27 protein-coding genes and 1 tRNA gene are annotated in these 24,813 nt (G+C 67.6%); 13 read left to right on the plus strand and 15 right to left on the minus strand.

The window, feature by feature from the left end; genetic code table 11:
* Nucleotides 1-53: 53 nt before the first annotated feature.
* Together F3J15_RS10570 and F3J15_RS10575 are read left to right on the plus strand one after the other, a co-directional pair.
* Nucleotides 54-149, plus strand: a tRNA-Sec gene (locus F3J15_RS10570).
* Nucleotides 150-349: 200 nt separating this feature from the next.
* Nucleotides 350-562 (plus strand): hypothetical protein, encoded by a 213-nt coding sequence (locus F3J15_RS10575; protein WP_166890540.1) that lies wholly within the window; start codon nucleotides 350-352, stop codon nucleotides 560-562.
* Nucleotides 563-638: 76 nt separating this feature from the next.
* Here F3J15_RS10575 and F3J15_RS10580 read toward each other — a convergent pair whose 3' ends face one another.
* From F3J15_RS10580 to F3J15_RS10590, 3 genes are all read right to left on the minus strand, one after another.
* Complete coding sequence (locus F3J15_RS10580) at nucleotides 639-1,064, minus strand: NUDIX hydrolase (RefSeq protein ID WP_089447414.1); 426 nt, start codon at nucleotides 1,062-1,064, stop codon at nucleotides 639-641.
* Between the two features lie 211 nt (nucleotides 1,065-1,275).
* Complete coding sequence (locus tag F3J15_RS10585; RefSeq protein ID WP_166890543.1) at nucleotides 1,276-1,683, minus strand: VOC family protein; 408 nt, start codon at nucleotides 1,681-1,683, stop codon at nucleotides 1,276-1,278.
* 158 nt (nucleotides 1,684-1,841) lie between these two features.
* Nucleotides 1,842-2,561, minus strand: a complete 720-nt coding sequence (locus F3J15_RS10590) for an SDR family oxidoreductase (RefSeq protein ID WP_166890546.1) — start codon at nucleotides 2,559-2,561, stop codon at nucleotides 1,842-1,844.
* Between the two features lie 53 nt (nucleotides 2,562-2,614).
* Here F3J15_RS10590 and F3J15_RS10595 point away from each other — a divergent pair, with 53 nt between their 5' ends.
* A complete protein-coding gene (locus F3J15_RS10595) occupies nucleotides 2,615-3,577 on the plus strand; it encodes a LysR family transcriptional regulator (RefSeq protein ID WP_240159061.1) in 963 nt (320 codons plus the stop codon).
* Between the two features lie 131 nt (nucleotides 3,578-3,708).
* Here the strand turns inward: F3J15_RS10595 and F3J15_RS10600 are convergent, their stop codons facing one another.
* The gene (locus tag F3J15_RS10600; protein ID WP_069251178.1) at nucleotides 3,709-5,097 is read right to left on the minus strand and encodes a nucleobase:cation symporter-2 family protein; all 1,389 of its coding nucleotides are present in this window, start codon (nucleotides 5,095-5,097) and stop codon (nucleotides 3,709-3,711) included.
* A 142-nt stretch (nucleotides 5,098-5,239) separates the two neighbouring features.
* Nucleotides 5,240-6,196, minus strand: a complete 957-nt coding sequence (locus tag F3J15_RS10605; RefSeq protein ID WP_166890549.1) for a LysR family transcriptional regulator — start codon at nucleotides 6,194-6,196, stop codon at nucleotides 5,240-5,242.
* A gap of 103 nt (nucleotides 6,197-6,299) precedes the next feature.
* Between F3J15_RS10605 and F3J15_RS10610 the strand changes: the two genes are divergently transcribed.
* Nucleotides 6,300-7,037, plus strand: coding sequence for an SDR family oxidoreductase (locus F3J15_RS10610; protein ID WP_166890552.1), 738 nt, complete (start codon nucleotides 6,300-6,302; stop codon nucleotides 7,035-7,037).
* A gap of 6 nt (nucleotides 7,038-7,043) precedes the next feature.
* Here the strand turns inward: F3J15_RS10610 and F3J15_RS10615 are convergent, their stop codons facing one another.
* Entirely contained in the window at nucleotides 7,044-8,021 is a 978-nt protein-coding gene (locus F3J15_RS10615; protein ID WP_166890596.1) for a LysR family transcriptional regulator, read from the minus strand.
* A 133-nt stretch (nucleotides 8,022-8,154) separates the two neighbouring features.
* Between F3J15_RS10615 and F3J15_RS10620 the strand changes: the two genes are divergently transcribed.
* From F3J15_RS10620 to F3J15_RS10635, 4 genes are all read left to right on the plus strand, one after another.
* A complete protein-coding gene (locus F3J15_RS10620; RefSeq protein ID WP_166890554.1) occupies nucleotides 8,155-8,871 on the plus strand; it encodes an SDR family oxidoreductase in 717 nt (238 codons plus the stop codon).
* Nucleotides 8,872-9,078: 207 nt separating this feature from the next.
* Nucleotides 9,079-9,414 (plus strand): putative quinol monooxygenase, encoded by a 336-nt coding sequence (locus F3J15_RS10625; protein ID WP_166890557.1) that lies wholly within the window; start codon nucleotides 9,079-9,081, stop codon nucleotides 9,412-9,414.
* Nucleotides 9,411-10,568, plus strand: coding sequence for an iron-containing alcohol dehydrogenase (locus F3J15_RS10630; RefSeq protein WP_166890559.1), 1,158 nt, complete (start codon nucleotides 9,411-9,413; stop codon nucleotides 10,566-10,568). Before F3J15_RS10625 ends, F3J15_RS10630 begins: the two co-directional genes overlap by 4 nt.
* 41 nt (nucleotides 10,569-10,609) lie before the next feature.
* Complete coding sequence (locus F3J15_RS10635) at nucleotides 10,610-11,230, plus strand: amino acid permease (protein ID WP_345891567.1); 621 nt, start codon at nucleotides 10,610-10,612, stop codon at nucleotides 11,228-11,230.
* 21 nt (nucleotides 11,231-11,251) lie between these two features.
* Here F3J15_RS10635 and F3J15_RS10640 read toward each other — a convergent pair whose 3' ends face one another.
* Nucleotides 11,252-12,160 (minus strand): LysR family transcriptional regulator, encoded by a 909-nt coding sequence (locus F3J15_RS10640; RefSeq protein WP_166890561.1) that lies wholly within the window; start codon nucleotides 12,158-12,160, stop codon nucleotides 11,252-11,254.
* A gap of 174 nt (nucleotides 12,161-12,334) precedes the next feature.
* On the opposite strand from F3J15_RS10640, the gene F3J15_RS10645 reads away from it, so the two are divergent.
* Nucleotides 12,335-12,919 (plus strand): putative glycolipid-binding domain-containing protein, encoded by a 585-nt coding sequence (locus F3J15_RS10645; RefSeq protein WP_166890564.1) that lies wholly within the window; start codon nucleotides 12,335-12,337, stop codon nucleotides 12,917-12,919.
* A 51-nt stretch (nucleotides 12,920-12,970) separates the two neighbouring features.
* On the opposite strand, the gene F3J15_RS10650 is transcribed toward F3J15_RS10645, so the two are convergent.
* Nucleotides 12,971-13,963 carry a sulfonate ABC transporter substrate-binding protein gene (locus tag F3J15_RS10650; RefSeq protein ID WP_166890567.1) on the minus strand — a complete coding sequence of 331 codons (993 nt, stop codon included), beginning with the start codon at nucleotides 13,961-13,963 and terminating at the stop codon, nucleotides 12,971-12,973.
* 296 nt (nucleotides 13,964-14,259) lie between these two features.
* On the minus strand, nucleotides 14,260-14,667 hold the full coding sequence (locus F3J15_RS10655; protein ID WP_089447426.1) for a DUF427 domain-containing protein: 408 nt from the start codon (nucleotides 14,665-14,667) through the stop codon (nucleotides 14,260-14,262).
* A gap of 289 nt (nucleotides 14,668-14,956) precedes the next feature.
* On the opposite strand from F3J15_RS10655, the gene F3J15_RS10660 reads away from it, so the two are divergent.
* On the plus strand, nucleotides 14,957-16,618 hold the full coding sequence (locus F3J15_RS10660; protein WP_166890571.1) for an ABC transporter substrate-binding protein: 1,662 nt from the start codon (nucleotides 14,957-14,959) through the stop codon (nucleotides 16,616-16,618).
* A gap of 99 nt (nucleotides 16,619-16,717) precedes the next feature.
* Here F3J15_RS10660 and F3J15_RS10665 read toward each other — a convergent pair whose 3' ends face one another.
* The 6 genes from F3J15_RS10665 to F3J15_RS10690 form a co-directional block, all read right to left on the minus strand.
* Complete coding sequence (locus F3J15_RS10665; RefSeq protein ID WP_166890574.1) at nucleotides 16,718-17,665, minus strand: TauD/TfdA family dioxygenase; 948 nt, start codon at nucleotides 17,663-17,665, stop codon at nucleotides 16,718-16,720.
* 127 nt (nucleotides 17,666-17,792) lie between these two features.
* Entirely contained in the window at nucleotides 17,793-18,746 is a 954-nt protein-coding gene (locus F3J15_RS10670; protein WP_089497321.1) for a TauD/TfdA family dioxygenase, read from the minus strand.
* 148 nt (nucleotides 18,747-18,894) lie between these two features.
* On the minus strand, nucleotides 18,895-19,740 hold the full coding sequence (locus F3J15_RS10675) for an ABC transporter ATP-binding protein (protein ID WP_166890577.1): 846 nt from the start codon (nucleotides 19,738-19,740) through the stop codon (nucleotides 18,895-18,897).
* 40 nt (nucleotides 19,741-19,780) lie between these two features.
* Nucleotides 19,781-20,602 carry an ABC transporter permease gene (locus F3J15_RS10680; RefSeq protein ID WP_089447429.1) on the minus strand — a complete coding sequence of 274 codons (822 nt, stop codon included), beginning with the start codon at nucleotides 20,600-20,602 and terminating at the stop codon, nucleotides 19,781-19,783.
* 39 nt (nucleotides 20,603-20,641) lie between these two features.
* Nucleotides 20,642-21,484 carry an ABC transporter permease gene (locus F3J15_RS10685; protein ID WP_166890580.1) on the minus strand — a complete coding sequence of 281 codons (843 nt, stop codon included), beginning with the start codon at nucleotides 21,482-21,484 and terminating at the stop codon, nucleotides 20,642-20,644.
* 15 nt (nucleotides 21,485-21,499) lie between these two features.
* The gene (locus F3J15_RS10690) at nucleotides 21,500-22,567 is read right to left on the minus strand and encodes an ABC transporter substrate-binding protein (RefSeq protein ID WP_166890583.1); all 1,068 of its coding nucleotides are present in this window, start codon (nucleotides 22,565-22,567) and stop codon (nucleotides 21,500-21,502) included.
* Between the two features lie 857 nt (nucleotides 22,568-23,424).
* Between F3J15_RS10690 and F3J15_RS10695 the strand changes: the two genes are divergently transcribed.
* The 3 genes from F3J15_RS10695 to cpaB form a co-directional block, all read left to right on the plus strand.
* Nucleotides 23,425-23,607 carry a Flp family type IVb pilin gene (locus F3J15_RS10695; RefSeq protein WP_041493341.1) on the plus strand — a complete coding sequence of 61 codons (183 nt, stop codon included), beginning with the start codon at nucleotides 23,425-23,427 and terminating at the stop codon, nucleotides 23,605-23,607.
* Nucleotides 23,608-23,695: 88 nt separating this feature from the next.
* On the plus strand, nucleotides 23,696-24,169 hold the full coding sequence (locus F3J15_RS10700) for a prepilin peptidase (protein ID WP_166890586.1): 474 nt from the start codon (nucleotides 23,696-23,698) through the stop codon (nucleotides 24,167-24,169).
* 21 nt (nucleotides 24,170-24,190) lie between these two features.
* The coding region (gene cpaB, locus F3J15_RS10705; protein WP_166890589.1) for a Flp pilus assembly protein CpaB at nucleotides 24,191-24,813 on the plus strand (623 nt) is incomplete at its 3' end.

Consider the following 24,813-nt stretch of genomic DNA (forward strand, 5'->3'; position numbering starts at 1 on the left):
CGGTTACTTCAACGTCGGTAAATGTGCCGTCTGCCAGGTGTTCCTTTCCCCACGGAAGGCATTCGTATCCGGTGGTACGGCTGGACTTCAAATCCAGTTGGGAATGTCAGACACTCCCGGGTAGGTTCGACTCCTGCTGCCTTCCGCCACCCCGTTTCATCTTTTCGACCCGGCGCGCTTCGATCGACTGGCAATTGCACGACAGCGCCAGCGGTTGCAATCGCCAAAACTTGATCGGGAAAAGCACTAAAAGTTTGCGATTTTTTTCCGGGCTATAGTCGAATCACTGAAGGTAGACGCGGCGTCCCTTGCCGATACCGTTCAGGTAATGACTGTAGACGGGTGCTGTATGAAAAATAAAATCGACAAGACCGCCGGACCGATCTGGGGCGTGGCTGCAGGATTGCTTCTTGCTGCCGCAGGATTGAGTCTCGGCATTTTCCCGAGATCCCTGCAAAGCTCGGGAAGTGCGAACGACTTCATGGCGTCCGGCGCCGCGATGCTGGGCATCTTCCTGGTCGTCTATTCCACACGCGAATTACGCAGAAAGCGCGCGCACTGAGCGCTCGCGCGTCGCGAATCCACGAAGAACGACCCGAGCCGACCGCCGGCTCATGAGTGCGCTCGTCCGTCGCGCGCTACGCCTTGCTGATTTCGTGTTGGTAAACGAGTTCGACGATCCGCTTCGTCGGAATGCTGGCGCGCAACCCGTCGACGTTGTCGATCGGAAACCACTTGCATTTCTCGATCTCGTTGTTCGCTTGCGGCGTCTGGTCCGGGCCGACTTCCGCGAAGAACACGTGATGGATCTTGGCGAGGCCGGTGAACTGCATCGAGTAGACGAGATGCTGGCCGGTCATGCCGGTTTCTTCGGATAACTCGCGATGCGCGGCTTCGAGCGGCGATTCCCCACGCTTGATCGTGCCGCCGGGAAGGGCCCAGCGCGACGCTGCGCGGGCAACGAGCAGGACTTGTTCGCCGCGGTAGCAGACGATGGTCGCGCGTTCCTTGACCGGGACGGCGCTCGCTTCGGGGGCGTTGGTGGGGGCGGGGGCTTGAGGCATGAAGCAATTCTAACCATCGCGGATCGATCGGCAAAGCGGGTCTGACGTGGTTTGACGATCGATCGTCACCGTCGCGTGTCCGGCCACGCCGGCGCGGCGTTCCGCAGGTTCGAATCCGTGCCCGGCCGGCGCCCGGTCGTCCGCGCCCAGGGGGCTGGGCGTCGGCATGAAGTGCGCCATGGGCTCGCCCTTGGCTTCGAATCGGGCGACGTTATCCCTCGATGCGGGACATGTCGACGAACATCACTTCCCAGATATGTCCGTCGGGGTCTTCGAAGCTGCGACCGTACATGAAGCCGAGATCCTGCCGGGCGTTGACGTCTGCCTTGCCGCCATGCGCGCCCGCAATATCGGTCAGCTTGTCTACGCTCTCGCGATCGTCGGCGCTTAGCGCGAGCATGACCTCGCTTTCGCGCCGGGAATCGACGATCGGCTTCTTCGTGAAGCGCGCCCATTTTTCATGCGTCATGAGCATGACGAAGAGCGTGTCCGACAACACCATGCAGGAACTCGTGTCGTCACTGAACTGCGGATTCATGCTGGCGCCGAGCGCGATGTAGAACGCCGTCGCCTTTGGCAGATCCCGAACCGGCAGGTTGATGAACAGTTGCCTGGACATAGGTGGTTTTCTCCTTCGGGTTGTGGTCGAAACAACGAATCACGTGCCCGGGTTGCGGTCGCGTGGGAGGTCGCAATCCGGATGTCGTTCAATCAGTTCGTACGGCGGGGTGCCTTTCATGACGTCGCGGCACCGGCGCCCGCACCCGCTTTTCCCGATCACAGGAGATGCAGGCCGCCGTCGCACTCGATGACGCTGCCCGTGGTGTAGCCATTTCCGATCAGGAAGGCGATGGCCTGCGCGACATCGTCGGGCTCGCCGATGCGTCCCACGGGCAATGCGCTTGCATGCTGCTCGAAGAAGGCTTGCCGGGCGCCGTCGGGTAGGCCGTTCCACCACGGCGTCTTCACCACGCCGGGCGAGACCGCGTTGACCCGGGTCGGCGCCAGTTCGCGGGCCAGTACCGGCACCATCGCCTCGATGGCGGCATTGATCGCGGCCAGGCCGCTGGTGCCCGGGTTGGCGACGCGCGCGGAAATGGCGGTGACGAAGGTGATGCTGCCCCCGCTGCGCAAGGTCGGCAGGGCAGCCTGGGCCGCCTGCACATGCGGCCAGAATTTCGCGTCGAAGCCGCGCCGCAGCATACCCAGATCGAGTTCCCTGAAAGGGCCGGCCCCGTCGCCGCCACTCAATGCGATCACCAGGTGGTCGATGCTCCCGGCGCTCGCGAAGAAACGTTCCAACTGCTCGCGCCGTGCCCCGTCAAACGCTTCGATACGCACTGATCCGTCGATCGATGCCGTCGCGGCCTGCAACTTGTCCGCATCGCGTCCCGTGGCGATCACGTCGTAGCCGGCGCCGGCCAGTCGCGCGACGGTTGCGAGGCCGATGCCGGACGAGCCGCCCAGTACCGCCACCTTGCCCGTGTCGTTGTTCATTGCCTTCTCCGATGTTTGCGCTGCGGTTGTTGCAGCGCCCGGAGATAGCATGCATGCTTGACGGACTATCACTCCAATTGTTTGCGATGATGACTTCCATCATTGAGAATGATCTTCGTCGATTCGATCTCAATCTGCTGCTCGTCTTCCATGCACTCATGCAGGAGCGCCATGTCACGCGTGCGGCGGAGCGGTTGTTTCTCGGCCAGCCCGCCGTGAGCGGGGCGCTGAAACGACTACGGGCGGCGTTTGGCGACGAGTTGTTCGTGCGCGGCCGGTCGGGCATGGAGCCGACCCCACGTGCGCTGGAGCTTTCCCGGCAGATCGACGCGCTGCTGATCGGTCTTCACGAGACCATGCGGGCCGGGCAGCCGTTCGATGCCCGAAACGCCAACCGGACCTTCCGCATCGGTGTTTCAGAAGCGATAGCGGTCACGTTGTTTCCCGCCTTGTTGAAAATGCTTGCCGCCGAGGCGCCGGGCGTGAAGCTCATCTCCCTGGACACCGACTGCCACCGCGTCTCCAGCATGTTTGAACGAAACGAGATCGAGATTGCGTTGGGGGTGTTCAACGAGTGCGCGCCATGGCAACAGCAGCGCGTCTTGCTGGACTGGCGCTTTGTCTGCCTCTACAACCCGAAGCTGATCCGGCCGCGAGGCGAATCGTTGAGCTTGCGCGAGTTTCTGGCATATCCGCATGCGCTGACTTCGTTCCAGGGCGAACTGCGTGGATTCATCGACGAGCGGCTGGAGTCGCTGGGCAAGCAACGGCGCGTGATATTTTCCAATCCTCACTTTGCTACCCAGCCTTTCATTGCGCGCGACAATCCGGTGCTGGTGACGGTGCCCGACTATATCGCCCGGATCTGGAGCCGTAGCCTGGGCTTGCGCATCAGTCCATTGCCGTTCGATACGCCGATGCATCAGGTCAGTGCGTTGTGGAAGACCGCGCATCAGGGTGACAGCGGCCTGCGCTGGCTCATCGGATTGACGGAGCAGGCGGCCCGCATGAACTGAGTGATTGGCGCCCGCGTTGCGCGCCGATCCGGGGCAAGGCGGGCGGGATTCACGCGTCCGCCATGAAAAAAACCGCGCTCCCGATGCACTGGGAACGCGGCTTGAGTGGGAGCGGGTAAAGCGTCGCGCCGTTACTTCTTTTCCGGCAGGAACCAGTTCATCACGAGCGCACAGATCCCGCCCGTTGCCACGCCCGATTCCAGCACGTTCTTCAGCGCGTGCGGCAGGCTGTTGAGGATATCCGGCACTTGCGACACGCCGAGGCCGAGCGCGAGCGACACCGCGATGATCAGCAGTGCGCGACGATCGAGATGAACGCCCGCGAGGATGTTGATGCCCGATGCAGCCACCGCGCCGAACATCACCATCGCCGCGCCGCCGAGCACGGGCTCCGGCACGGCCTGCAGCACGCCGGCGACGACCGGGAACAGGCCGAGCACCACGAGCATTCCCGCGATCCAGATGCCGACGTAGCGGCTGGCGACGCCGGTGATCTGGATCACACCGTTGTTCTGCGCGAACACCGAGCTCGGGAACGTGTTGAACACGCCGGCCAGCAGCGAGTTCGCGCCGTTCACGAGCACGCCGCCCTTGATCCGTTGCATCCACACCGGGCCTTCGACCGGCTCGTTCGAGATCTTGCTGGTGGCCGTGACGTCGCCGATCGCTTCGAGCGACGTGACGAGGTAGATGATCAGCATCGGCACGAACAGCGACCACGAGAAGCCGATGCCGAAGTGCAGTGGCGTCGGAACCTGGAACAGCGCGGCCTGGTGCATGCCGGTGAAGTCGAGGCGGCCGAGGAACGCGGCCGCGAGATAGCCGATCACGAGCGCGATGACGAGCGCGGTGCTGCGCACCCACACGATCGGTACGCGGTTCAGCAGGATGATCGTGCCGAGTACGAGACCGGACAATGTCAGGTTCTCCGCGCTCGCGAAGGTGCCCTTGGCCATCGCGCCAAAGCCGCCGCCCATGCTGATCAGGCCGACCTTGATCAGCGTGAGGCCGATCAGCAGCACGACGATGCCGGTGACGAGCGGCGTGATCAGGCGCTTCACGAACGGCAGGATGCGTGACACGCCCATCTCGACGAACGACCCGGCAATCACGACGCCGAAGATCGCGGCCATCACGGTTTCGACCGGCGTGCCTTGCTTGACCATCAGGCTGCCGCCGGCGATCAGCGGGCCGACGAAGTTGAAGCTCGTGCCCTGGACGATCAGCAGGCCGGCGCCGAGCGGGCCGAAGCGCTTGCACTGGACGAAGGTCGCGATGCCGGAAATTACCAGCGACATCGACACGATCAGGGTCGTATCGCGGCTGGACACGCCGAGCGCCTGGCAGATCAGCAGGCCGGGCGTGACGATCGGCACGATGATCGCCAGCAGGTGCTGCAGCGCGGCGACGAAGGCGACCATCGGCGCCGGCCGGTCGTTCGGGCCGTAGACGAGGTCGCGGGCCGAATCTGCGGCGTCGGCGCCGTGGGCGGCGGGTTGGGCGGGGGAGGCGGGTTGCATGGCGAGCGGGCCGGACAAGGTGGAAAGTGCGGCATTTTAGCCGAACGGCCCGCCGGCGCCGCTGCAATAGCGGGGATTCGGCGGATCGGGAAAACGGTGGCGGATCGGTGTCCGGGCCGGCCGCGGCCGCGGCGACCGTCGGTCAGCGGGGCTGCCGCGACGCGGGCGCGGCCGGGATGGCAGTCGGGGCAGGGGTCGCATGGAACCCGGGCAGTTCGGGAATCCGCCGCGCCATGAACTGCAGGAACGTGCGGGTCCGGAGCGGCAGATACCGGCGCGACGCATAGACGAGGTGCAGCGCATGCGGCGGCACCATGTCCCACTTCGGCAGCAACCGGACGAGCTGCCCGCTGTCGATCAGGTCCTGAACGAGCCACGCGGGCCCGCTGCCCACCGCGTTTCCGGCAAGAAAGCATTCCCGCAGCGCCATCGAGCTGTTCACGCGATACCGGCCGTGCACCGGCACGACGACCTGCGCGTCGCCGCGCGCGAAGGCCAGTTCGTTGCCGATGTCCGCGCGCGCGTAGCCGACATATTCGTGCTTCGCGAGGTCGTCCGGCCGGCGGAGCTTCGGTGCCTGCGCCACGTACGCCGGCGTGGCGACCAGCAGGCGCGGCGACGACGCGATGTGGCGCGCCACGGCATCCGGCGGCAGCAGCTGGCCGAGGCGAATGGCGACATCGACACCTTCTTCGACCAGATCGATCACGCGGTCGGTCAATTGGAGCTCGACCTCGATCTCCGGCCACGCAGCGAGGAATTCGAGCACGAGCGCGTTCAGCCTCAGCTCGCCCAGCCCCAGCGGCGCATTGACGACCAGCTTGCCGACCGGCCGCACCGTTTGCCCGCGCACCTCGGCCACCGCGCTCGCGTATTCGTCGATCACGCGCTTGCAGCGATCGTAGAACCGGCGGCCTTCGTCGGTGGGCGCGAGGCTCGTGGTCGAGCGTTCGAGCAGGCGTACGCCGAGTTCCTTCTCGAACGCGGCGACGATCTTGCTGATCGTCGGCTGGCCGGTGCCTTCCTCGCGCGCGACCGCCGAGAAATTGCCGAGCTCGATGGCGCGGACGAACACGCGCATGGATCGCAGCGAATCCATCTTATTCCCTTATGGCATGAACCTTATTCAAGTCTCCCACGTTCCTGCGCAATGGAGAATGACCTAACGTTCGCGAACCTTCAATCCCTGATGAGGAGTCGACATGAACGAGGCAACGCAATCTTCGGCACTGGACGGTGCGCACGTCGTGGTATTCGGCGGGAGTTCCGGAATCGGACTCGAGGCCGCGGCCGCCGCGAAGGCGAAAGGCGCCAGTGTCACGCTGGTCGGCCGGACCCGCACGAAACTCGAATCGGCCGCGCAGGCGATCGGCGGCGCGCGCGTCGCGGTGGCCGACATCGCGGACCGCCACGCCGTGCAGGCCGTATTCGACACGATCACGCGTGTCGATCACCTGGTCGTCACGGCCGGCCGGTTCATTGCCGGCAAGCTGAACGAGACCGATCCCGATCACCTGCTCGCCGCGCTGCAGGAGCGTATCGCCGGGCCGGTCTACGCGATCCGCGCTGCGTTGCCGCTGATGCCCGCGACCGGTTCGATCGTGCTGACCGGCGGGCAACTGTCGGATCGTCCGGCCGCCCAGGGCGTGTCCGTCATTGCCGCCGCCGTGCGCGGCGTCGAGGCGCTGGCGCAGTCGCTCGCGCTGGAGCTGAAGCCGATTCGCGTGAACGTCGTTGCGCCGGGCTTCGTCGAGACGCCGCTTTACGACGCGTTTGGTCCGGAAGCGCGCGACACGATCCTCGCGGGCGCGGCGGCGGCATTGCCCGGAGGCCGTGTCGGGCGCGCCGATGAAGTGGGGGACGCGATCGCGTTTCTGCTGGGCAACAGCTTCATGAACGGCGAGATCCTGCACATCGACGGCGGCGGGCGGCTGGTCTGAGCCGCGTCAGCTTGCCGCGCGCGTGCCGGCGCGGCGTGCCGGCGGGCGCGGCGCGCGGGCATCCGGATACGCGCACTGGCAGACGGCGATGACCGCATCGCGCAGGCGGCGGTGTACGGGGTCGCCGTGCATGCGCGGATGCCACAGCGCGGACACGAGGATCTCGGGCAGGCGCGCCGGGATCTCGAAGCTGCGCAGCCCGAGGGCCTCCGTGAGCCCCGGCGAGAACGCGTTGCCGAGGCTCGAGCGCGGCACGAGCGCGATCAGGTCGGTACTGGCCGCAACGCGCATCGCATCGGGGTAGCCCGGTACGACGACCTGGACGGTGTGGTTCGGGCCGGCCTTGTCGGTCGAGTCGTCAGCCGGCCCGCCGAAATCGCCGAGCTGAGACGCGATCACGTGACGGCAGGCCGCATAGCGCGCGGGTGTGATCCTGCCCGATGCGAACAGCGGGTGCCCGGCGCGTGCCACCGCGACATGCCAGTCGTGAAACAGCATGCGGGTGTGCAATTCGGGGGCATCGTCGCCGCGTTTGCCGATTTCCAGATCGACGGCGCCGTCGCGCAGCGCTTGCGGATCGCGGTCGGGCTTCGGGACGAAGCGGATGCGCACATGCGGCGCGATTTCGCCGAGTGCGGCGACCACCGGGCCGGACAGCATTTCCATGAACGAGGCGGCCGCGCGGACGGTGAACGTGGATGCGTGCGTCGCGATGTCCACGTCGGCCGTCGCCGGTCGCAGCACCGCGCGCGCATCGCTGGCGATCGCATGCACGCGGTCGCGCAACGCGGCGGCGTGCGGCGTCGGCACGAGCTTGCGTCCGGCGCGCACGAGCAACTGATCGCCGGTGGCCATCCGCAGCCGCGTGAGCGTGCGGCTCATTGCCGATGTGCTCAGGCCAAGCCGGCGCGCGGCGCCGGTCACGCTACCTTCCGACAGCAGCACGTCGAGCGCGGTGACGAGGTTCAGGTCGATGTCTTCCATGGCGACAGGATACGCCTCCGTGCGATTTGATATGGCGTTGGATGCAACTATAAGTTGAATCCAGTGCGTCTGGCGCCTGTCGTGATGCGCACCTATAGTGGCTGCATGACCAAACCCGGCAAAGGCGGAAACCATGCAATCAACGGTATCGAACGCGAATGGGCCCACGATTCTGCTCGTCGCGGCGTCACGCGGCCTCGGGCTCGCGATGGCCGAGACGTTCCTGGACAAAGGCTGGCACGTAACGGGCACCGTGCGCGCAGGATCGGGGCGCACGAAGCTGCACGATCTCGCTGACCGGTTCGACGGCCGGCTCGACATCGAGACGCTCGACATCTGCGAGCCGGCCCAACTGGCCGCGCTGCGCGAGCGGCTGTCGGGCCGGCGCTTCGACATGCTGTTCGTGAATGCGGGCACGACGAACGACCCCACCGAAACGATCGGCGAAGTGACGACCGACGAGTTCGTGCGCGTGATGATCACGAATGCGCTGGCGCCGATGCGTGTGATCGAGACGTTGCAGGATCTCGTGACCGAGGATGGCCTGATCGGCGCGATGTCGTCGGGGCAGGGCAGCGTCGCGAACAACGTCAGCGGGATGCGCGAGGTCTATCGCGGCAGCAAGGCCGCGCTGAATCAGTTCATGCGCAGCTTCGCGGCGCGTCAGGCCGATACGCGGCGTGCGATGGTGCTGATGGCGCCCGGCTGGGTTCGCACGGAACTCGGTGGGCCGGATGCGCGCCTGACGATCGAGGAAAGCGTGCCGAGTCTCGTCGACGTGCTGATCGCCAAGCGGGTGCGCCCCGGGCTCGACTATCTCGACTATCTGGGGAAGACGGTGCCGTGGTAGTCGGCGCGTCGCGCGAGTAGAGGGCAACGGCGATCCGCCCTGTTTTTCGTGGCGCGATGGCGGCGCTGCGAAGGCCGCGCTGATTCAATACAATGCGACGACCCGCCAGTGACACGGCGTTGCGCCGTCGCGTTCGAATCCTTCCGGTTCGCCGCGCATTGCGTGCGTCCCCGTCGTGACGGCCCCCGGTCGAACACGGAGCGCAACATGAACGAACCTTACCTGCAGGTCATCGCGCATTTCTACGCAAAGCCCGGCAACGGCGACCGCGTGGTCGAATTGCTCGCGGAGCTCGCGCCCCTGACGCGCGCCGAGCCTAAGAATCTCGACTACGCGTATTTCCGGTCGCCGGAGGACGCCGACCACATCGTGATCCTCGAACGCTACCGCGACGCGGACGGCCTCGATGTGCATCGGGAAACGCCGCATTTCCAGCGGATCGGGTTCGGCGCGATCATTCCGTTGCTCGATCGCCGCGAAGTGTCCAGCTACATGGTGCAGCCGGGCGCCGGCACGGCGACGCCACCGGGAGGCACCCGATGAACCCGTTCCAATTCCGTACCGTTCCAACGCAGGTCGTCGAATTCGGCGCCGCGCGCCGGCTCGGTGCATTGTTGCGCGAACGCTTTCCGGCACTCGTGCGGCTATGTGTCGTCACCGACGCGTTCCTGCATCGCAGCGGCGTGCTCGCGCCCGCGCTGGAGAGCCTTGCCGAGCACGGCTGGCAAGTGACCGTGATCGACGACGTGATCGCCGATCCGCCCGAGCACGTGGTGCTGGAAGCGACCGAACGGGCCGTCGCGGCCGATGCCGAGATCGTGCTCGGCCTGGGCGGCGGATCGTCGATGGACGTCGCGAAGCTGATCGCGGTGCTCGCGCCGGGGCGGCAGGCGCTGGCCGACATGTACGGCGTCGACAAGGTCACGAGCGCGCGGCTGCCGCTCGTGCAGATGCCGACGACGGCCGGCACCGGCTCCGAAGTGACGGCCGTGTCGATCGTCACGGTCGGCGAGGCGCGCAAGATGGGCGTCGTGTCGCCGCACCTGTTCGCGGACGTCGCGATCCTCGACGCCGAACTGACGCTCGGCCTGCCGCGTGCGGCCACGGCCGCGACGGGCATCGACGCGATGGTGCATGCGATCGAGGCCTACACGTCCGCACGGCTGAAGAACCCGGTATCCGACATGCTGGCCGTGCACGCGCTGACGCTGCTGTCGCGCAACCTGCTCACGGCGTGCGACGACGGCCAGAACCGCCACGCGCGCGAGGCGATGCTGGTCGGCGCGATGTTCGCGGGGCAGGCGTTCGCGAATGCACCGGTCGCGGCCGTGCATGCGCTGGCCTATCCGGTCGGCGGGATCTTCCATGTGCCGCACGGGCTGTCGAATGCGCTCGTGCTGCCGCACGTGCTGCGTTTCAACGCGCCGGCCGCCGCGCCGCTGTATGCGGAACTCGCGGCGATCGTCGCGCCGTCGGCGACGGGCAGCGATGAAGCGCGCACGCACGCGCTGATCGCCGAGATCGACCGGCTGATCGTCGCGACGGGCATTCCGCGCACGCTGCGCGAGGTCGGCATCGGGGAAGGCGACCTGCCGAGGATGGCGTCGGATGCGATGCTGCAGACGCGCCTGCTCGTGAACAATACGCGCGAGGTGACAGAGACCGACGCGCTGGAGATCTACCGGCAGGCGTGGTGATGCGGCGGGCGGGCGCGTCGCGCCGCCCGTCATGTCCCGCGATGCGCTCAGGACCGCGAGCGGCGCGTGGCCGCCCGCCAGACCGCCGTCACGCGCTCGCGTTCGCGACGATGTTCACCCCGACGGTCGGCACGATCGTCACCGCGCTGATGGTGATCGCGTGCATCGGCTCGCTGCTCGGCTGGCAGTTCACGGTCGCGCAGGTGTTCAAGAGCTCGGCGGACGTCGGCTACTTCCTGCCGGTGTTCGCGCGTGCGACGCGCACCGGCACGCCGATCGTCGGGATGGTGATCCTGCTGGTCGCGCAGGTCGCGCTGGCGCTGATGACGATCAGCCCGGAGCTGAGCAGCCAGTTCCAGAAGATCGTCGATCTCGCGGTCGTCACGAACCTCGTGCCGTACGTGATGTCGATGGCCGCGCTGATCACGATCCAGAGGGTCGCGAAGGTGCCGCCGGCGAAGGCGCTGCTGACCAACGTGATCGCGATGGTGGCCACCGCGTACAGCTTCTATGCGCTGTTCAGCTCGGGCGAGCAGGCGCTGATGCTCGGCGGCCTGTGCGTGTTCCTCGGCTGGACGCTGTTCGGCTTCGTCAGCGCGCGCTTCTACCAGATGGAAGTCGATGCCCACGTGAAGGAGCCGGGGAAGTCGCTGCAGGCGTGACGGGGGCGGCGGGCGCCGCCGTTATCGGGCAGGGCGGGCCAGCAGCGGCGGGATGTCCTGCTTCAGCAGCTCGACGACGGCCCGCACGCGCGGCGGCAGCGGCCGCTGCGCATGCACCAGCACGTTGAGCGCGAAATCGGGAATCACGTACTGCGGCAGGAGCTCGACGAGCGCACCGGCCGCGAGCGCCTCCGCGCAGGCCGGCTGCTGGACCACGCCGATGCCGCCGCCGGCCACGATCGTGTCGAACATCGGGCGCCAGTGGCTCGTCGTCATGATCGTGCGGATGCGCGCGTAGTCGAGCGCGTCGCCGTCGCGCTGCAGCGGCAGCCGTTCGCTGGCGAAGACGCCTTTCACGCGGATGAACGGATGGTTCGCGAGATCGGCCGTCGAATCGATCGGGCCGTGCCGCCCGAGATACGACGGCGCGGCGACGAGCCGGCGGCCGACCGCGCCGACCGGATGCGCGACGAACCCGCCGTCGCCGAGCTCGCCGACGCGGATCGAGATGTCGACGCCTTCCGTGACCGGATCGACGATGTCGTCGTTCAGGACCAGATCGATGTGCAGGTTCGGATACGCAGTGCGGACATGCATCAGCACACCCGGCAGCACGACTTCGCCGACGCATTGCGGCGCCGCGAGCCGGATCGTGCCGTCGAGCGCGTTTTCCGTCTTCGACACTGACGCGACCGCATCGTCGGCCGCTTCGAGCAGTTCCTTGCTGCGTTCGTAGAAGATCCGGCCTTCTTCGGTGCACGTGAGGGTGCGCGCACTGCGCAACAGCAGCCGTGTGCCGAGATGCTTCTCGAGTCGCTCGATGCGCTCGCTGACGGCCGGCTGGCCCATGTCGAGATCGCGCGCCGCGCCGGACATCGTGCCGCGCTCGACGACCCTCACGTAGATGCGCATCGTCGCCAGCAAATCCATGAAGTCGCGCCCCTTGTCCGGTTCCGGTTGATGCCGATCGACGGATGGTACCAAAGCAGGGCTGCCGGAAGGTGCGCGGCGAACCGATACTGATCATCGGTCGGCGAAGCCGCATGTGTTCGCCGGTGCGATGGAGGACAATTCGCTTCCGTGCGATCGACTGGAGACGAAGACATGACGCAACAGGATGACGCGGTGCGCACGCGCTGCGTCGCATGGCAGATCGTGCAGACGTGGCAGGCGGCCGAATGGTGCCGGCTCGGCGAGTCGCGAACGGGAGTCGACCTGTCGGGATCGGTGTCGGGTGCGATCGACGGCTCGCCGTTTCGCATCGATTATGCGATCGCATGCGGTGCCGACTGGCTCACGCGCTCGGCACGCATCACGCAGTGGGGCGGCACGCAGCCGCCGCGGCAGTGGGATATCCGCCGTGACGCAGGGCGATGGACGATCGATGGCGTCGACGTCCCGGCGCTCGCGGGCGCGACCGACCTCGATCTCGGTTTCAGCCCGTCGACGAATACGCTGCCGATCCGTCGGCTAGGGCTGGCCGTCGGCGACGCGGCCGTGATCCATACCGCGTGGCTGCGCTTTCCGGATTTCGCGTTCGTGCGCGGCGAACAGCGTTATACGCGTACGGCGGAGCACGTGTACCGCTATGAAAGCGGCACGTATGCGGCCGATATCGCGGTCGACGAAGCGGGCCTCGTCACCGACTACGACGAATGGCGGCGCATCGGCGCGGCACCCGCGCGCTGAATCACGCGTACCGCGCCGCGCGTCGGCGGCAGCGGCACCGGCACCGGCGCGTCAGCGTGCGCTCGCGACCGACAGCTTGCCCGGAATCAGCTTCAGCGCGCTGAATGCGTCCGCGATGTTCTGCTGATACGCGAGCGTCGCGTCGCTGATCGGCTGCACGCCGTAGCCGGCGCGCTTGAGTGCGACTTCGAGCGTCGGCGCATCGAGGCCGACGAGCGGCGACAGTTGCGTGGCGACTTCGGGCACATGGTCGCGTGCCCAGCGGTCGACCGCGTCGACTTCGTCGAGCAGTGCGCGCACCACCTGCGGATGAGCCGCCGCGTATTTGCGCGCCGCGAGGTAGTACTGCGTATTGCGCACGAGCCCTTCGCCATTCGCGATCGCGCGCGCGCCGATCTGCCGCTCGGCGGCGGCCAGGTACGGATCCCAGATCACCCATGCATCGACGTTGCGCTGCACGAACGCGGCGCGTGCGTCGGCGGGCGTCAGGTAGATCGGCTGGATGTCGGCATACGTCAGCCCCGCATGTTCGAGCGCCTTCACGAGCAGGTAGTGGACGTTCGAACCCTTGTTGAACGCGACCTTCTTGCCGCGCAGCTGCGCGACGTTGCGGATCGGCGAATCGGGCAGCACGACGATCGCCTCGCCCTGCGGCGCGGGCGGCTCGTTGCCGATGTAGACGAAATCGACGCCGCCCGCCTGCGCGAAGATCGGCGGCGTCTCGCCGACCGTGCCGACGTCGATCGCGCCGGCGTTCAGGCCCTCGAGCAATTGCGGGCCGGCCGGAAATTCGAGCCACTGCACGGTGACGCCCTGGCTCGCGAGCCGCTTCTCCAGCGTGCCACGCGCCTTGAGCACGACGAAGTTGCCGTATTTCTGGAAACCGACGCGCAGCCGCGTGCCGCTGTCTTGCGCATATGCAGGCAGGCCCGCGAGCGGTCCGAGCGCGAGCCCGGCCAGCCCGGCGGCCGCGCCTTGCAGCCACTGGCGGCGATGCGGGTTCGCCGGTGTCGGTTCAACGTCTGCGTGCGGTGTGTCGTTCATCGAGGCGTCCTGCGTGCGGGTTCACGGGCCGCGCGCGAAAGACGGCGCGGCCGGCGCAGGGCGGGGTCCGATGCGGGCGATGCGCGCCACGGGCCGGCCCGCGCCGGATTCAGGACGATACGGCCGCGCAGGCCGGCGGCCAACCAACGAATCCGCATATGCAAATCAGCGGCGGGCCAGGTGGCGTCGTACGGATCGGCGATCCGCGCAAGAACCTGCCGGCACGGCGGGCCGCACCGGCGAAATCACTACGCACGCGGGGCCGCCCGGCGTTCGATGAACGACTGCCGCGACCCTCAATCGGAGCCGGCGGGGCTTTCCTCGATCGAATCGACGCGATCCGGATAGAACGCGAGGTGCCCGCGGATCGCGTCGACGGCAGGATACGGCGCCTCGTAGGTCCAGATGGCATTGACCGAGCGCTCGCCGCCGACCGGAATCGAGTAGTAGGCGGCGTCGCCCTTGTACGGGCAGTACGTCGCGTGATTGGTGCGTTGCAGCAGTGTCAGGTCGGCGTCCTCGCGCGGGATGTAGAGCACCGCCGGGTAGGCGGCTTCACGCAGCGCCAGCGCGCGGCGCGTATCCGCGACGACCCTGCCGGCCGCCTTGACCACGACGCGCCGCGGGTGCAGTTCGATCGTGATCGGGTGATCGGGGCCCGGCGTCTTTACCGGGCGAGCAGACGTTTCGGAGCTGACAGGCATCGTGTGTCCTCCTGGAATCGGCGGCGCGGCGGCGCCGGGCAAATCCGGGCGCGCCCGTACCAGTGTTGGCCAGCCGATACGATGCACCATTTCCGGCGAGTCTGCAGGGGGCCGGAAGACGGCGCTGCGAGACGGCCGCCCGGCGCTCGCGCGGACGTTTTCATGCACGGGCAGCGGGATGCAGCCACGACGATAAGCAACGCGAAATTAATTGGTAAGCGATCGGCGGGAGGCGCGCGAAGATCGGCCGTCGTCATTTGCATGACAGCTCTTTCCTGTCTCCGTCACCATGAAGAACGCTTTCGTTTCGTCGGCTGCGCGTCGTGCGCGTGGCGTACCCCATGCCGCCGCAGCCCTGCGTTGCATCGCGGCGTCGCTGCTGCTCGCCGGCGCGGCCACGCACGCGCTTGCCGCGCCGTCCGGCAAGACGCTCGTGTATTGCACCGAAGGCAGCCCGGCCGGCTTCGATCCGGGCCAGCATACGACGAGCACCGATTTCGATGCGAGCACGTACCCGGTCTACAACGGGCTCGTGCAGTTCAAGCGCGGCACGCTCGATCTCGAGCCGGCGCTCGCGACGAGCTGGGACGTGTCGCCCGACCAGCGCACGATCACGTTCCACCTGCGGCGCGACGTGAAATTCCAGACCACCGCGTGGTTCAAGCCGACGCGGCCGTTCCAGGCCGACGACGTCGTCTTCACGTTCCGCCGGATGCTCGATCCCGAGGATCCATTCCGCAAGGCCTATCCGGTCAGCTTCCCGTATTTCAGCGACCTCGGCTTCGACCGCAACGTCGAGCGCATCGACAAGGTCGACGACTACACGGTGCGCTTCGTGCTGAAGACACCCGACGTCGTGTTCGTGCGCAATCTCGCGATGGCGTTCGCGTCGATCCTGTCGGCCGAGTATGCGTCGCAGCTCGCGGCGCGCCATCGCGAGGCCGACATCAACCAGTTCCCGGTGGGCACGGGGCCGTTCCTGCTGCGCACGTACCAGAAGGACGCGCTGATCCGCTACGACGCGAATCCCGACTACTGGAAGCCGGACGACGTGAAGCTCTCGCGTCTCGTGTTCGCGATCACGCCCGATCCGGCCGCACGCCTGCAGAAGCTGGTGGCCGGCGAGTGCCAGGTATCGGCGTTCCCGCGGCCGGCCGATCTCGACACGGTGCGGCGCGACCCGAAGCTGACGTTGTTCTCGGGGATGGGTTTCAACGTCGGCTTCGTCGCGTACAACACGCAGCATGCGCCGCTCGATCGCGTCGACGTGCGTCGCGCGCTCGACATCGCGATCGACAAGTCGGCGATCGTGAAGACCGTGTTCAACGGCGACGCGAAGATCGCGACGAACCCGATGCCGCCCGCGCAATGGTCGTACAACCCGCGGCTGAAGGATGCGCCGCGCGACCCGGCGGCCGCGAAGGCGCTGCTCGCGCAGGCCGGTTTCCCGAACGGCTTCGACCTGACGCTGTGGGCGATGCCGGTGCAGCGCCCGTACAACCCGAATGCGCAGTTGATGGCGCAACTGATCCAGCAGGACTGGGCGAAGATCGGCGTGCGCGCGAAGATCGTCAGCTACGAGTGGGGTGAATACAACCGCCGCGCGAAGCATGACGGGCAGCACGACGCGATCCTGTACGGCTGGTCGGGCGACAACGGTGACCCCGACAACTGGCTCGGCACGCTGCTCGGCTGCGACGCGGTGCACGGCAGCAATCTCGCGAAGTGGTGCAACCAGGATTTCGAGAAGCTGGTGGACGCGGCGCGTTCCAATGGGGACGTCGCGAAGCGCACGGCGCTGTACGAGCAGGCGCAGGTCGTGTTCAAGGACCAGGTGCCGTTCACGCCGATCGCGACGTCGATCGTGTCGCTGCCGGTGTCCAAACGCGTGCACGGGCTGACGTTCTCGCCGCTCGGCGGGCATCGCTTCGACGGGGTCTGGCTGGATTGACGGGCGGGCCGCGCGGACGGTGCTGTCGTCCGCGCGGTGTAACGACGGGAAAGGCCGGCGCGATGCAGTGCGCGCCGGCTACCGGTAGATCGGGTCGGTTCAGTTGAGCGCGACCGCCGCCGCGGCTTCGACCGGCGAGCCTTCGAGTGCGACAGACGGCCGGCCGTCCGGGCCGACCGGCACATCGCCGATGAGCGTCGTGCGATACAGCTGGCGGTCGAAGTCGAGATCGAAGATGTCGACGGGCGCGAGGTGGGCGGTCGCGCGGTTGTCCCAGAACGCGATGCTGCGCGGTTCCCACTTGAAGCGGATCGTGAATTCCGGCCGCGTCACGTGTTCCCACAGCAGTTCGAGCAGCGCCTGGCTCTCGCGCGGCGTCAGCCCGACGATCGACTTCAGGAAGCTCGGACTCACGTACAGCGCGCGTTCGCCGGTCTCCGGATGCACGCGCACGAGCGGGTGCTCGGTGACGAGCGGGCGGCGTTCGACCGCCTCGTCGAACGCGCCGGTGGCGCGCGCGCCGGCCGGCGGCGTGAAGCGGTGAACGCCGCGCAGGCCGTCGACGAAGCCGCGCAGCGGCGCCGACAGCGTTTCGTACGCCCTTACGAGGTTCGTCCAGTGCGTGTCGCCGCCGTACGGCGGGATCGTCACGCCGCGCAGGATCGACGCCCACGGCGGGTTCACGGCGGCCGTCACGTCGGTGTGCCAGCCGGTCCACGGACGGCGCACCGGTTCGCCTTCGAAGCGCGTCGCCTTGCGGTGCTTCGCGATCGAGTAGACGGCCGGATGCCCGTCGACGTGCCCGAACACCGGATGACCGACCGTCGGCTCGCCGAACTGCGCGGAGAACGCGACGTGCTGCTCGTGCGTGAGGAATTGCTCGCGGAAGAAGATGACGCGCCATTTCAGCAGCGCGGCGCGGATCGCCGCAATCTGCGGCGTGGTCAACGGTTGCGTGAGGTCGACGCCGCGGATTTCCGCGCCGATATGGGCGGACAGCGGAATCACGTCGACCGGCTGGGCGGCGGGTTCGAGTAGGGCGCTCATGCGACGCTCCTGGCGGAAGTGGAGAGGGCGGAGGGCCGACATCGTTGCGCGGGTGCGCGTCGGTCCGGAGGCGGGAAGTGCATGGTCGGTGTCCGGTAGCGGAAAGGGGGCAGGCGCGGCGCGGGCGTTATTGCAGCGTCGCGCCCGGCCCCTTCAGCACGACGCTCTGGCGGCCGTCGATGCCGACCGGCACGTCGCCGTGCACGGTCGCGCGGCGCACGACACGGCGCGCATCGCCGTAGTCGTTGATCGCGTAGTGCTGCGTCGCGCGGTTGTCCCAGATCGCGACGTCGCCTTCCTGCCAGTTCCAGCGCACGGTGTTCTCGAGACGCGTCACGTGCTCATGGAACACCTGCAGCAGGTGCGCGGAATCCTGCGCCGACAGCCCCTTGAGCCGCTGCACGAAATGCCCGAGCACGAGCGTGCGTTCGCCGGTTTCCGGATGGACGCGCACGACCGGGTGCTCGGTTTCGTAGACGGTCGACGTGAACACTTCGCGGTAGCGCTTCAGTTGCGTATCGTCGGCATGCACGTGCGTCGACGCGTAGTCGTATGCGTTGGTGTGCAGCGCCCACAGCGTGTCGGCGAGCGCGCGCAGCGGGTCGGGAAGGTTGGCGTATGCGGCGGCCGTATTGGCCCACACGGTGTCGCCGCCGAACGGCGGAATCACGACGGCGCGCAAGATCGAGATCTTCGGGTACGCATCGACGAAGGTCACGTCGGTGTGCCACGAATTGGCGCGCGCGCCGTGCGCGGAATCGAGTTCGAGCAGGGCTGCGCTGCCGTCGACGGACGGCACGGTCGGGTGCGCGACGGTCTTGCCGAAGCGGCGTGCGAACGCTTCCTGCGCAGTGTCGTCGAGATGCTGCTGGCCACGGAAGAACAGCACCTTGTGGCGCAGCAGCGCGGCCTGGATCGCGTCGAACGTCGCGTCGTCGAGCGTGCCTGACAGCCGCACGCCGGCGATCTCGGCGCCGATCCGGCCGGCGACCTGGCGAAGCTGGAGCGGCGTGGCGGCCGTGCGCGGCGCGGCGTGCGACGCATGCGAAGAAGGGTGAGCGGCGTGCTGGACTTCGGACATCGGGAGTCTCCTGGAGTCGGGTCGGTCGAGTCTCCATTCAAGCAGGGACCGCGCGCAATCGGAACCGATGAATCGTCACAACCTTAGCGTGTGCGCAGCGATGATCGATATGCGTCGTCATGCTGAGCAATGCGGTGCGACATGCGTGCTACCACGCAAGCCGCCATTCGCCGATCCGGTGCGGGCGCGGCGTGTCGACGCGCTGGCCGCCCGGGCGATCGTCGCCCGGTGGTTCGTGGTCGTCGAAATCGGCGAGCACGGTATCGCGCAATCGCGCGAATTCCGGCGAATCGCGCCGGCGCGGGCGCGGCAACGCGACATCGACGATGCGTTCGATGCGGCCCGGGCGCGGCGCCATCGTCACGACGCGGTCGCCGAGATACACGGCTTCGTCGACGTCGTGCGTGACGAGGATCATCGTGATGCGTTCCTGTTCCCAGATGCGCAGCAGTTCGTTCTGCATCCGCGCGCGCGTCTGCGCGTCGAGCGCGCCGAACGGTTCGTCGAGCAGCAGCACGCGCGGGCGGTTCACGAGGCCGCGCGCGATCGCGACGCGCTGCGCCATCCCGCCCGACAGCTGGTTCGGATACGCGTGCTCGAAGCCGTTCAGCCCGACGAGCGCGATGTGATCGGCAACCGCGCGCCGTTTCGCGGCCGCATCGAGCGGGGCGTTGCGCAGCGCGGCCTCGATGTTCTGCGCGACGGTCAGCCACGGGAACAGCCGGTGATCCTGGAACACGATTCCGCGCTGCAGCGACGTGTCGCGCACGCGTTCGGCGCCGGCCCGGATCTCGCCCGCGTAATCGGTATCGAGCCCGGCGATCAGCCGCAGCAGTGTCGACTTGCCGCAACCGCTCGAGCCGACGATCGTGACGAATTCACCGGCGCGCACGTGCAGTGACACGTCGTCGAGTACGGCGAGCGCGGCGCCGCGTTGCGCGTAGTGCTTGCTCACGTGGAGGATGTCGAGCGAATCGGAGGCGAGGGTCGTCATGGCGGTGCGAGGAAGAGGGTGACGAGGAAGGAAACGACGATCAGCGCGTCAGGTCGCCGCGCCGGGCCAGCACCTTGCGCTCGATCGCACGCGCGATTGCGTTCAGCGCCCAGCCGGTCACGCCGACGACGATGATCCCGAACAGCACGAGATCCATCCGGAACTGCTCGCTGCCGTCGATCAGCGTGTTGCCGATCCCGCTGCCGGCGACCAGCAGGTATTCGGCGCCGAGCGTCGCGAGCCACGAATAGATCAGGCCGAGATACAGCCCGGTGAAGATCGACGGCAGCGCGGCCGGCAGGATCACGTAGCGCACGAGCTGGAGCCGCGAGTAGCGCAGCGCGCGGGCGACGTCGACATACGCGCGTGGCACCGCGTGAATGCCGTCGCAGGTGTGCGCGGCGACGGGCAGCAGCGCGGCGAGCGACAGGAACACGACCTTGGCGACGTCGCCGAGGCCGAACCACACGGAAATCAGCGGAATCCACGCGAACAGCGAGATCTGCTTGAACGTGTCGAAGCTCGGGCCGACCATGCGCGCGGCGACGCGCGACAGCCCGAGCGCGGCGCCGAGCAGCAGGCCGCCCGTCGCGCCGAGCACGAAACCGCACGCTTCACGCGCGAGCGACGCGGACAGCGCGCGGCCGAGTGCGCCGCTCGTGGCTTGCGCCCATGCGGTACGCAGCACGTCGGCCGGGCCGACCAGCAGCCCGCTGCTGACGAGGTGCGCGGAAGCGATCGCCCACCACAGCGCGAACGCGACGAGCGGCAGCACGAAGCCGCGCCAGTCGGGTGCGCGCAGGCGGCGGGCGGTCGCGCCAGCAGGCGGGGTGGCGTCAGGCGCGGCAGCAGGATACGTCAAGGGTGGGACTCCTTCGGTGGCGCGGGCAGGGGCGGCGCTTCAGCCGCGGAACGCGGACGGCACGCCGCGGCGCAAGCGTGCTTCGAACGCATCGAGCAGCCGGTTGATCAGCAGGCCCACCGCGCCGACGACGATCACGGCCGCCATCACGAGATCGAGCTGGAACAGTTGCCGCCCGTACACGATCAGGTAGCCGAGCCCTTCGGACGATGCGACGAGCTCGACGACGACGAGCGCGAGCCACGACTTCGTGAACGCGAGCCGCACACCGGTCGCGAGCGTCGGGATCGCGGCGGGCAGCACGACGTGCACGATGCGTTGCCGCCGCGTGTAGCCGAATACGCGCGCGACTTCGTCGAGCGCGGGCGGGGTCTGGCGAAACCCTTGCAACGTGCTCAGCGTGACGGGAACGAGCGCCGCATGCGCGATCAGCAGGTATTTGAGCGGCTCGCCGACACCGACGAGCAGCAGCAGGAACGGCAGCCAGCCGAGCACCGGAATCTGCACGAGCGCGTTGAAGCTCGGCAGCACGTAGACTTCCAGCGTGCGCGACAGGCCGAGCGCGACGCCGGTCGCGAAGCCGAGCAGCGTGCCGGCGGCGAAGCCGACCAGCACGCGCTGCAGGCTGATCAGCGTGTGGCGCACGAGATCGCCGCTCGTCGCGAGATCCGCGAGTGCGTCGAACACGCGTTCGGGCGGCGGCAGGATCTGCGGCGCGATCCAGCCGCGCGCGCTGCCGACGCTCCACAGCGTGAACAGCAGCGCGGGCAGCAGCCACGGCGCGAGCCGCCACGACCACCGCTTCACGGCCGCCGCACGGTGCGGCGGCGCGGCGAGCGCGGGGCGCCCGGATGACGGGATGGAAAAGGCGGTGTCGCTCATCGTGGCAGGTCCGGGTCAGGAAAGAGGCTTGCCGGCCGCGTCGTAGCGTGGCCAGTAGCTTTCGAGCTTCAGCGTGCGCAGCGCATTGTCGAGATACTTCGGCTCGAACCAGCCATCGACGTCGACCGGCTGACGGATCAGCTTCAGTGCCAGCGCATCCTGCGCGACGGACTTGTAGCGCGCGACGACGAACGGATCGATCAACGGCGACAGGCGATCCTTCAGGCGCTGGTTCGCATAGTCGGCCTGCCACGACGACACCGGCACGCCGCTTTTCGCCCACAGCTTGAACAGCGCATCGCGGTTCGCTTCATCGGACGACCATTGCGCACCCTTCACGAGTGCGGTGACGACGCGCTGCACGATGTCCGGATGCGCGCGCTCGAAATCGTCGAGCACGAGCAGGTGGGTCTGGCGCGTGAGTTGCGGGCCGTCGTTCTGCGATTCGTAGATGATTTTCGCGAGCCCCGCGTCGCGCAGCTTGTACAGCTGGTAGTCGCCCACCGACGCATCGATGCCCTTCGACGCGAGCGCGGCGAGCGAGCTCGCGGCGTCGAGATTGATCACGCGCAGGTCGCGTTCGCCGAGGCCGTTCTTCGCGAGCGCGTTGTCGGCGACGAGCTGCAGGTTCGTACCGCGGAAGATCGACACGCGGCGGTCCTTCAGGTCCTTGATCGAGCGGATCGGGGAGTCGGGCGGCACCGCGATCTTGACGCCCGAGCGCACGCTCGCGGCGAGCAGCAGGCGCGTCTTGATCCCGTTCGCCCGCGCGAGCACGGCGGGCAGGTCGCCCTGGTACGCGAAGTCGAGCGCCTTGTTGGCGATCGCCTCGTTGACGGCCGGCCCCGCGCCCTTGAAGAACAGCCACTGCACCTTGATGCCGTCGGCCGCGAACTCCTTTTCGACCAACTGCTGCAACTGCGCGGTGGCCGCGCTGGATCCGCCGAACGTCGGCGGATCGCCGGCGCCTTGCTGGGCGACACCGATGCGGATGGTGGCGGGCTTGTCGGCGTGCGCGGCGGCGGCCGGCAACGCAATGAGGGACGCGATCAGCAGCGAGCGAAGCAGGCGCAATGGAAGCATGAATCGATGGTTCCGGAACGTTGGGGGGAAGCGAAGCTGGGCCTCAGCCCGTCGGCGCATTCTCGATGACGTGCCAGGGCTGGACAAGAAACGATTTGAACTATGCTTATCGCCGTTTTCCGGGTTGGTGCGCCGGGCGATTCGTTCCATCCGGATGAGAACGGCATTCACATGCAACTGACATTCAATCAGGATTCCAATCAAGTCGAATGAAGCTGGAAGCGGAATCATGAAATTGCCGGTTGGAAAGTCGCGATGAAGACGCGCGTGGATTCGCGCGAAGATCATTTGCCGAATCCGGGCGGAAAAACGGGGGCAGGTGGTCGGGGGAGATGTGATGCGAGGCCGTCGTGCATGCCGGGACGGCCGGGCGTGGCAAGACGGCCGCATGCGGATCGGCCCGGCATGCCGATAAATCGAACGGAAACCGGGGCGATCATTCACGCGCTGCAGCAGTCGGCATGCTCGTTCCGATCGGCGAACCCTTCGCTGTCACGCGAGAAAAAATGACCGGAAATGAACGGCATGGATTTCATCGTTGCAGGATGAAATCCATAAATGCATTCCGACGCCAAATAATTTGAATTCGCCTGAAAAATTGTCTATACCCTAGACGAATCAGCGCGGTTGCATCGTGCGGGAAGACCGCACCACCGATGCAGGCACGCAACGATCGAAGATGTCGTTGCACGCCGCGTGTTGCAGTAATCGAGAGAGGATTCCGGGGGATGCGGGCGGCCTCGTGCCAGGGTCGCGCGCATGGATCGCAATGGGCGGATGTCCTGCGCAACCACCGGAGCAACGGAGCATCTTTGCGTTCAACGGTCGGTCACCGGCCCCGTTACACGGAGGTTGCCATGCTGCAATACGTCAAGTCCCTGCTGCGTGACGAACGTGGCGTCAGTTCGCTCGAATACGCCGTGCTCGCCGGCATCGTCGTGGTCGCGCTCGCGGCGGTCGGCGTGATCCTCAGCAGCACCAGCGGCGGCTTGCCGAGCGTGTTCACGACGCTGATCAACAAGGTGACGAGCCTGATCTGATCCCCTGAACCCGCGCGCCACCGACGAACACCGGGATCCGCATCGGTAGAACGTATCCGGCCGGGGCGTGTCGACGGACGGCTCTCCCATGCTCATGCTCGTGCAGTCGGTGGCCACGGTCTTGCTGGCCTCGCTCGCCGCGCAGGATCTGCGCGACCGGCGCCTGTCCAATCGCGCGGTGCTCGCGTTCGCGGCGCTGTATTTCGTCGCGGCGGCGCTCGCGCGCGACGGGTTCGCGCCGCTGGCCGGCCATGTCGCGACCGGTGCGGCGATGCTGCTGCTGTTCGGCGGCATGCGCCACGCGGGCTGGATCGGTGGAGGCGACGTCAAGCTGGCGGCGGCGGTATTCCTGTGGGCCGGCCCGGCACTGGCGTTGCCGGTCCTGACGGGCGTCGGCGCGGGCGGTGCGCTGTGCGGCATCGCGTTGCTGGCGGCGCGGCCGCGACGCGCAGCCTCGGTTCGCGCGGTCGCCGCGCGCGGCGTGCCCTACGGCGTTGCGCTCGCGCTCGGCGGCACGCTGGCCGTCTGGGCGTCGTTTCCACACACGGTTTCGCTGACCTAGCCGGGGGGGACGCACGCCGCCATGCCCAAACCGCTGAGACTGGCCGTGCTCGTCGTTGCCGCCGGCATCGGTGCGTTCATCCTGCGCGAACTGTACGTCGCCGCGTCGACGCCGTCGGTGCCTGCCGAAACGGATCAGGCGCGCGTGCGGGTCGCCGCCGCCGACCTGCCGGAAGGGCTGCTGCTGCGCGACAACGATCTGGCGTGGAAGCGCATGCCGCGCGCGCAGGTGCCGGCTGGCGCGTTCGTCGAGTCGCAGCCGGGCGCGGACCTGAAGGGCGCGCTGCTGCGCAACCACGTCGGCGCCGGCGCACCGATTCGCGTCGAGAACGTGATACCGGCCGGTGCGCCGGATTTTCTCGCGGCGGCGCTGCAGCCCGGCATGCGCGCGATCTCGGTGCCGGTCGACGACGTGTCGGGCAACGCGGGGCTGATCCAGCCGGGCGACTTCGTCGACGTGTTGCTGACGCAGCAGATCGGCGGCTCGGCGACGTCGCCCGGCACGTTCGAGGCGGAGACCGTGGTGCGGCGCGCGCGCGTGCTCGCGGTCGGCTCCGAATTCCAGCGCGCGAAGGCGCCCGCGAGCGCACCGGACGCGACGGCCCGCGCCCGCACGGTCACGCTCGAGGTCGCGCCGCGCACCGC

The sequence above is a fragment of the Burkholderia sp. Ap-955 genome, assembly GCF_011753045.1.
Taxonomy (GTDB): domain Bacteria; phylum Pseudomonadota; class Gammaproteobacteria; order Burkholderiales; family Burkholderiaceae; genus Burkholderia; species Burkholderia lata_D.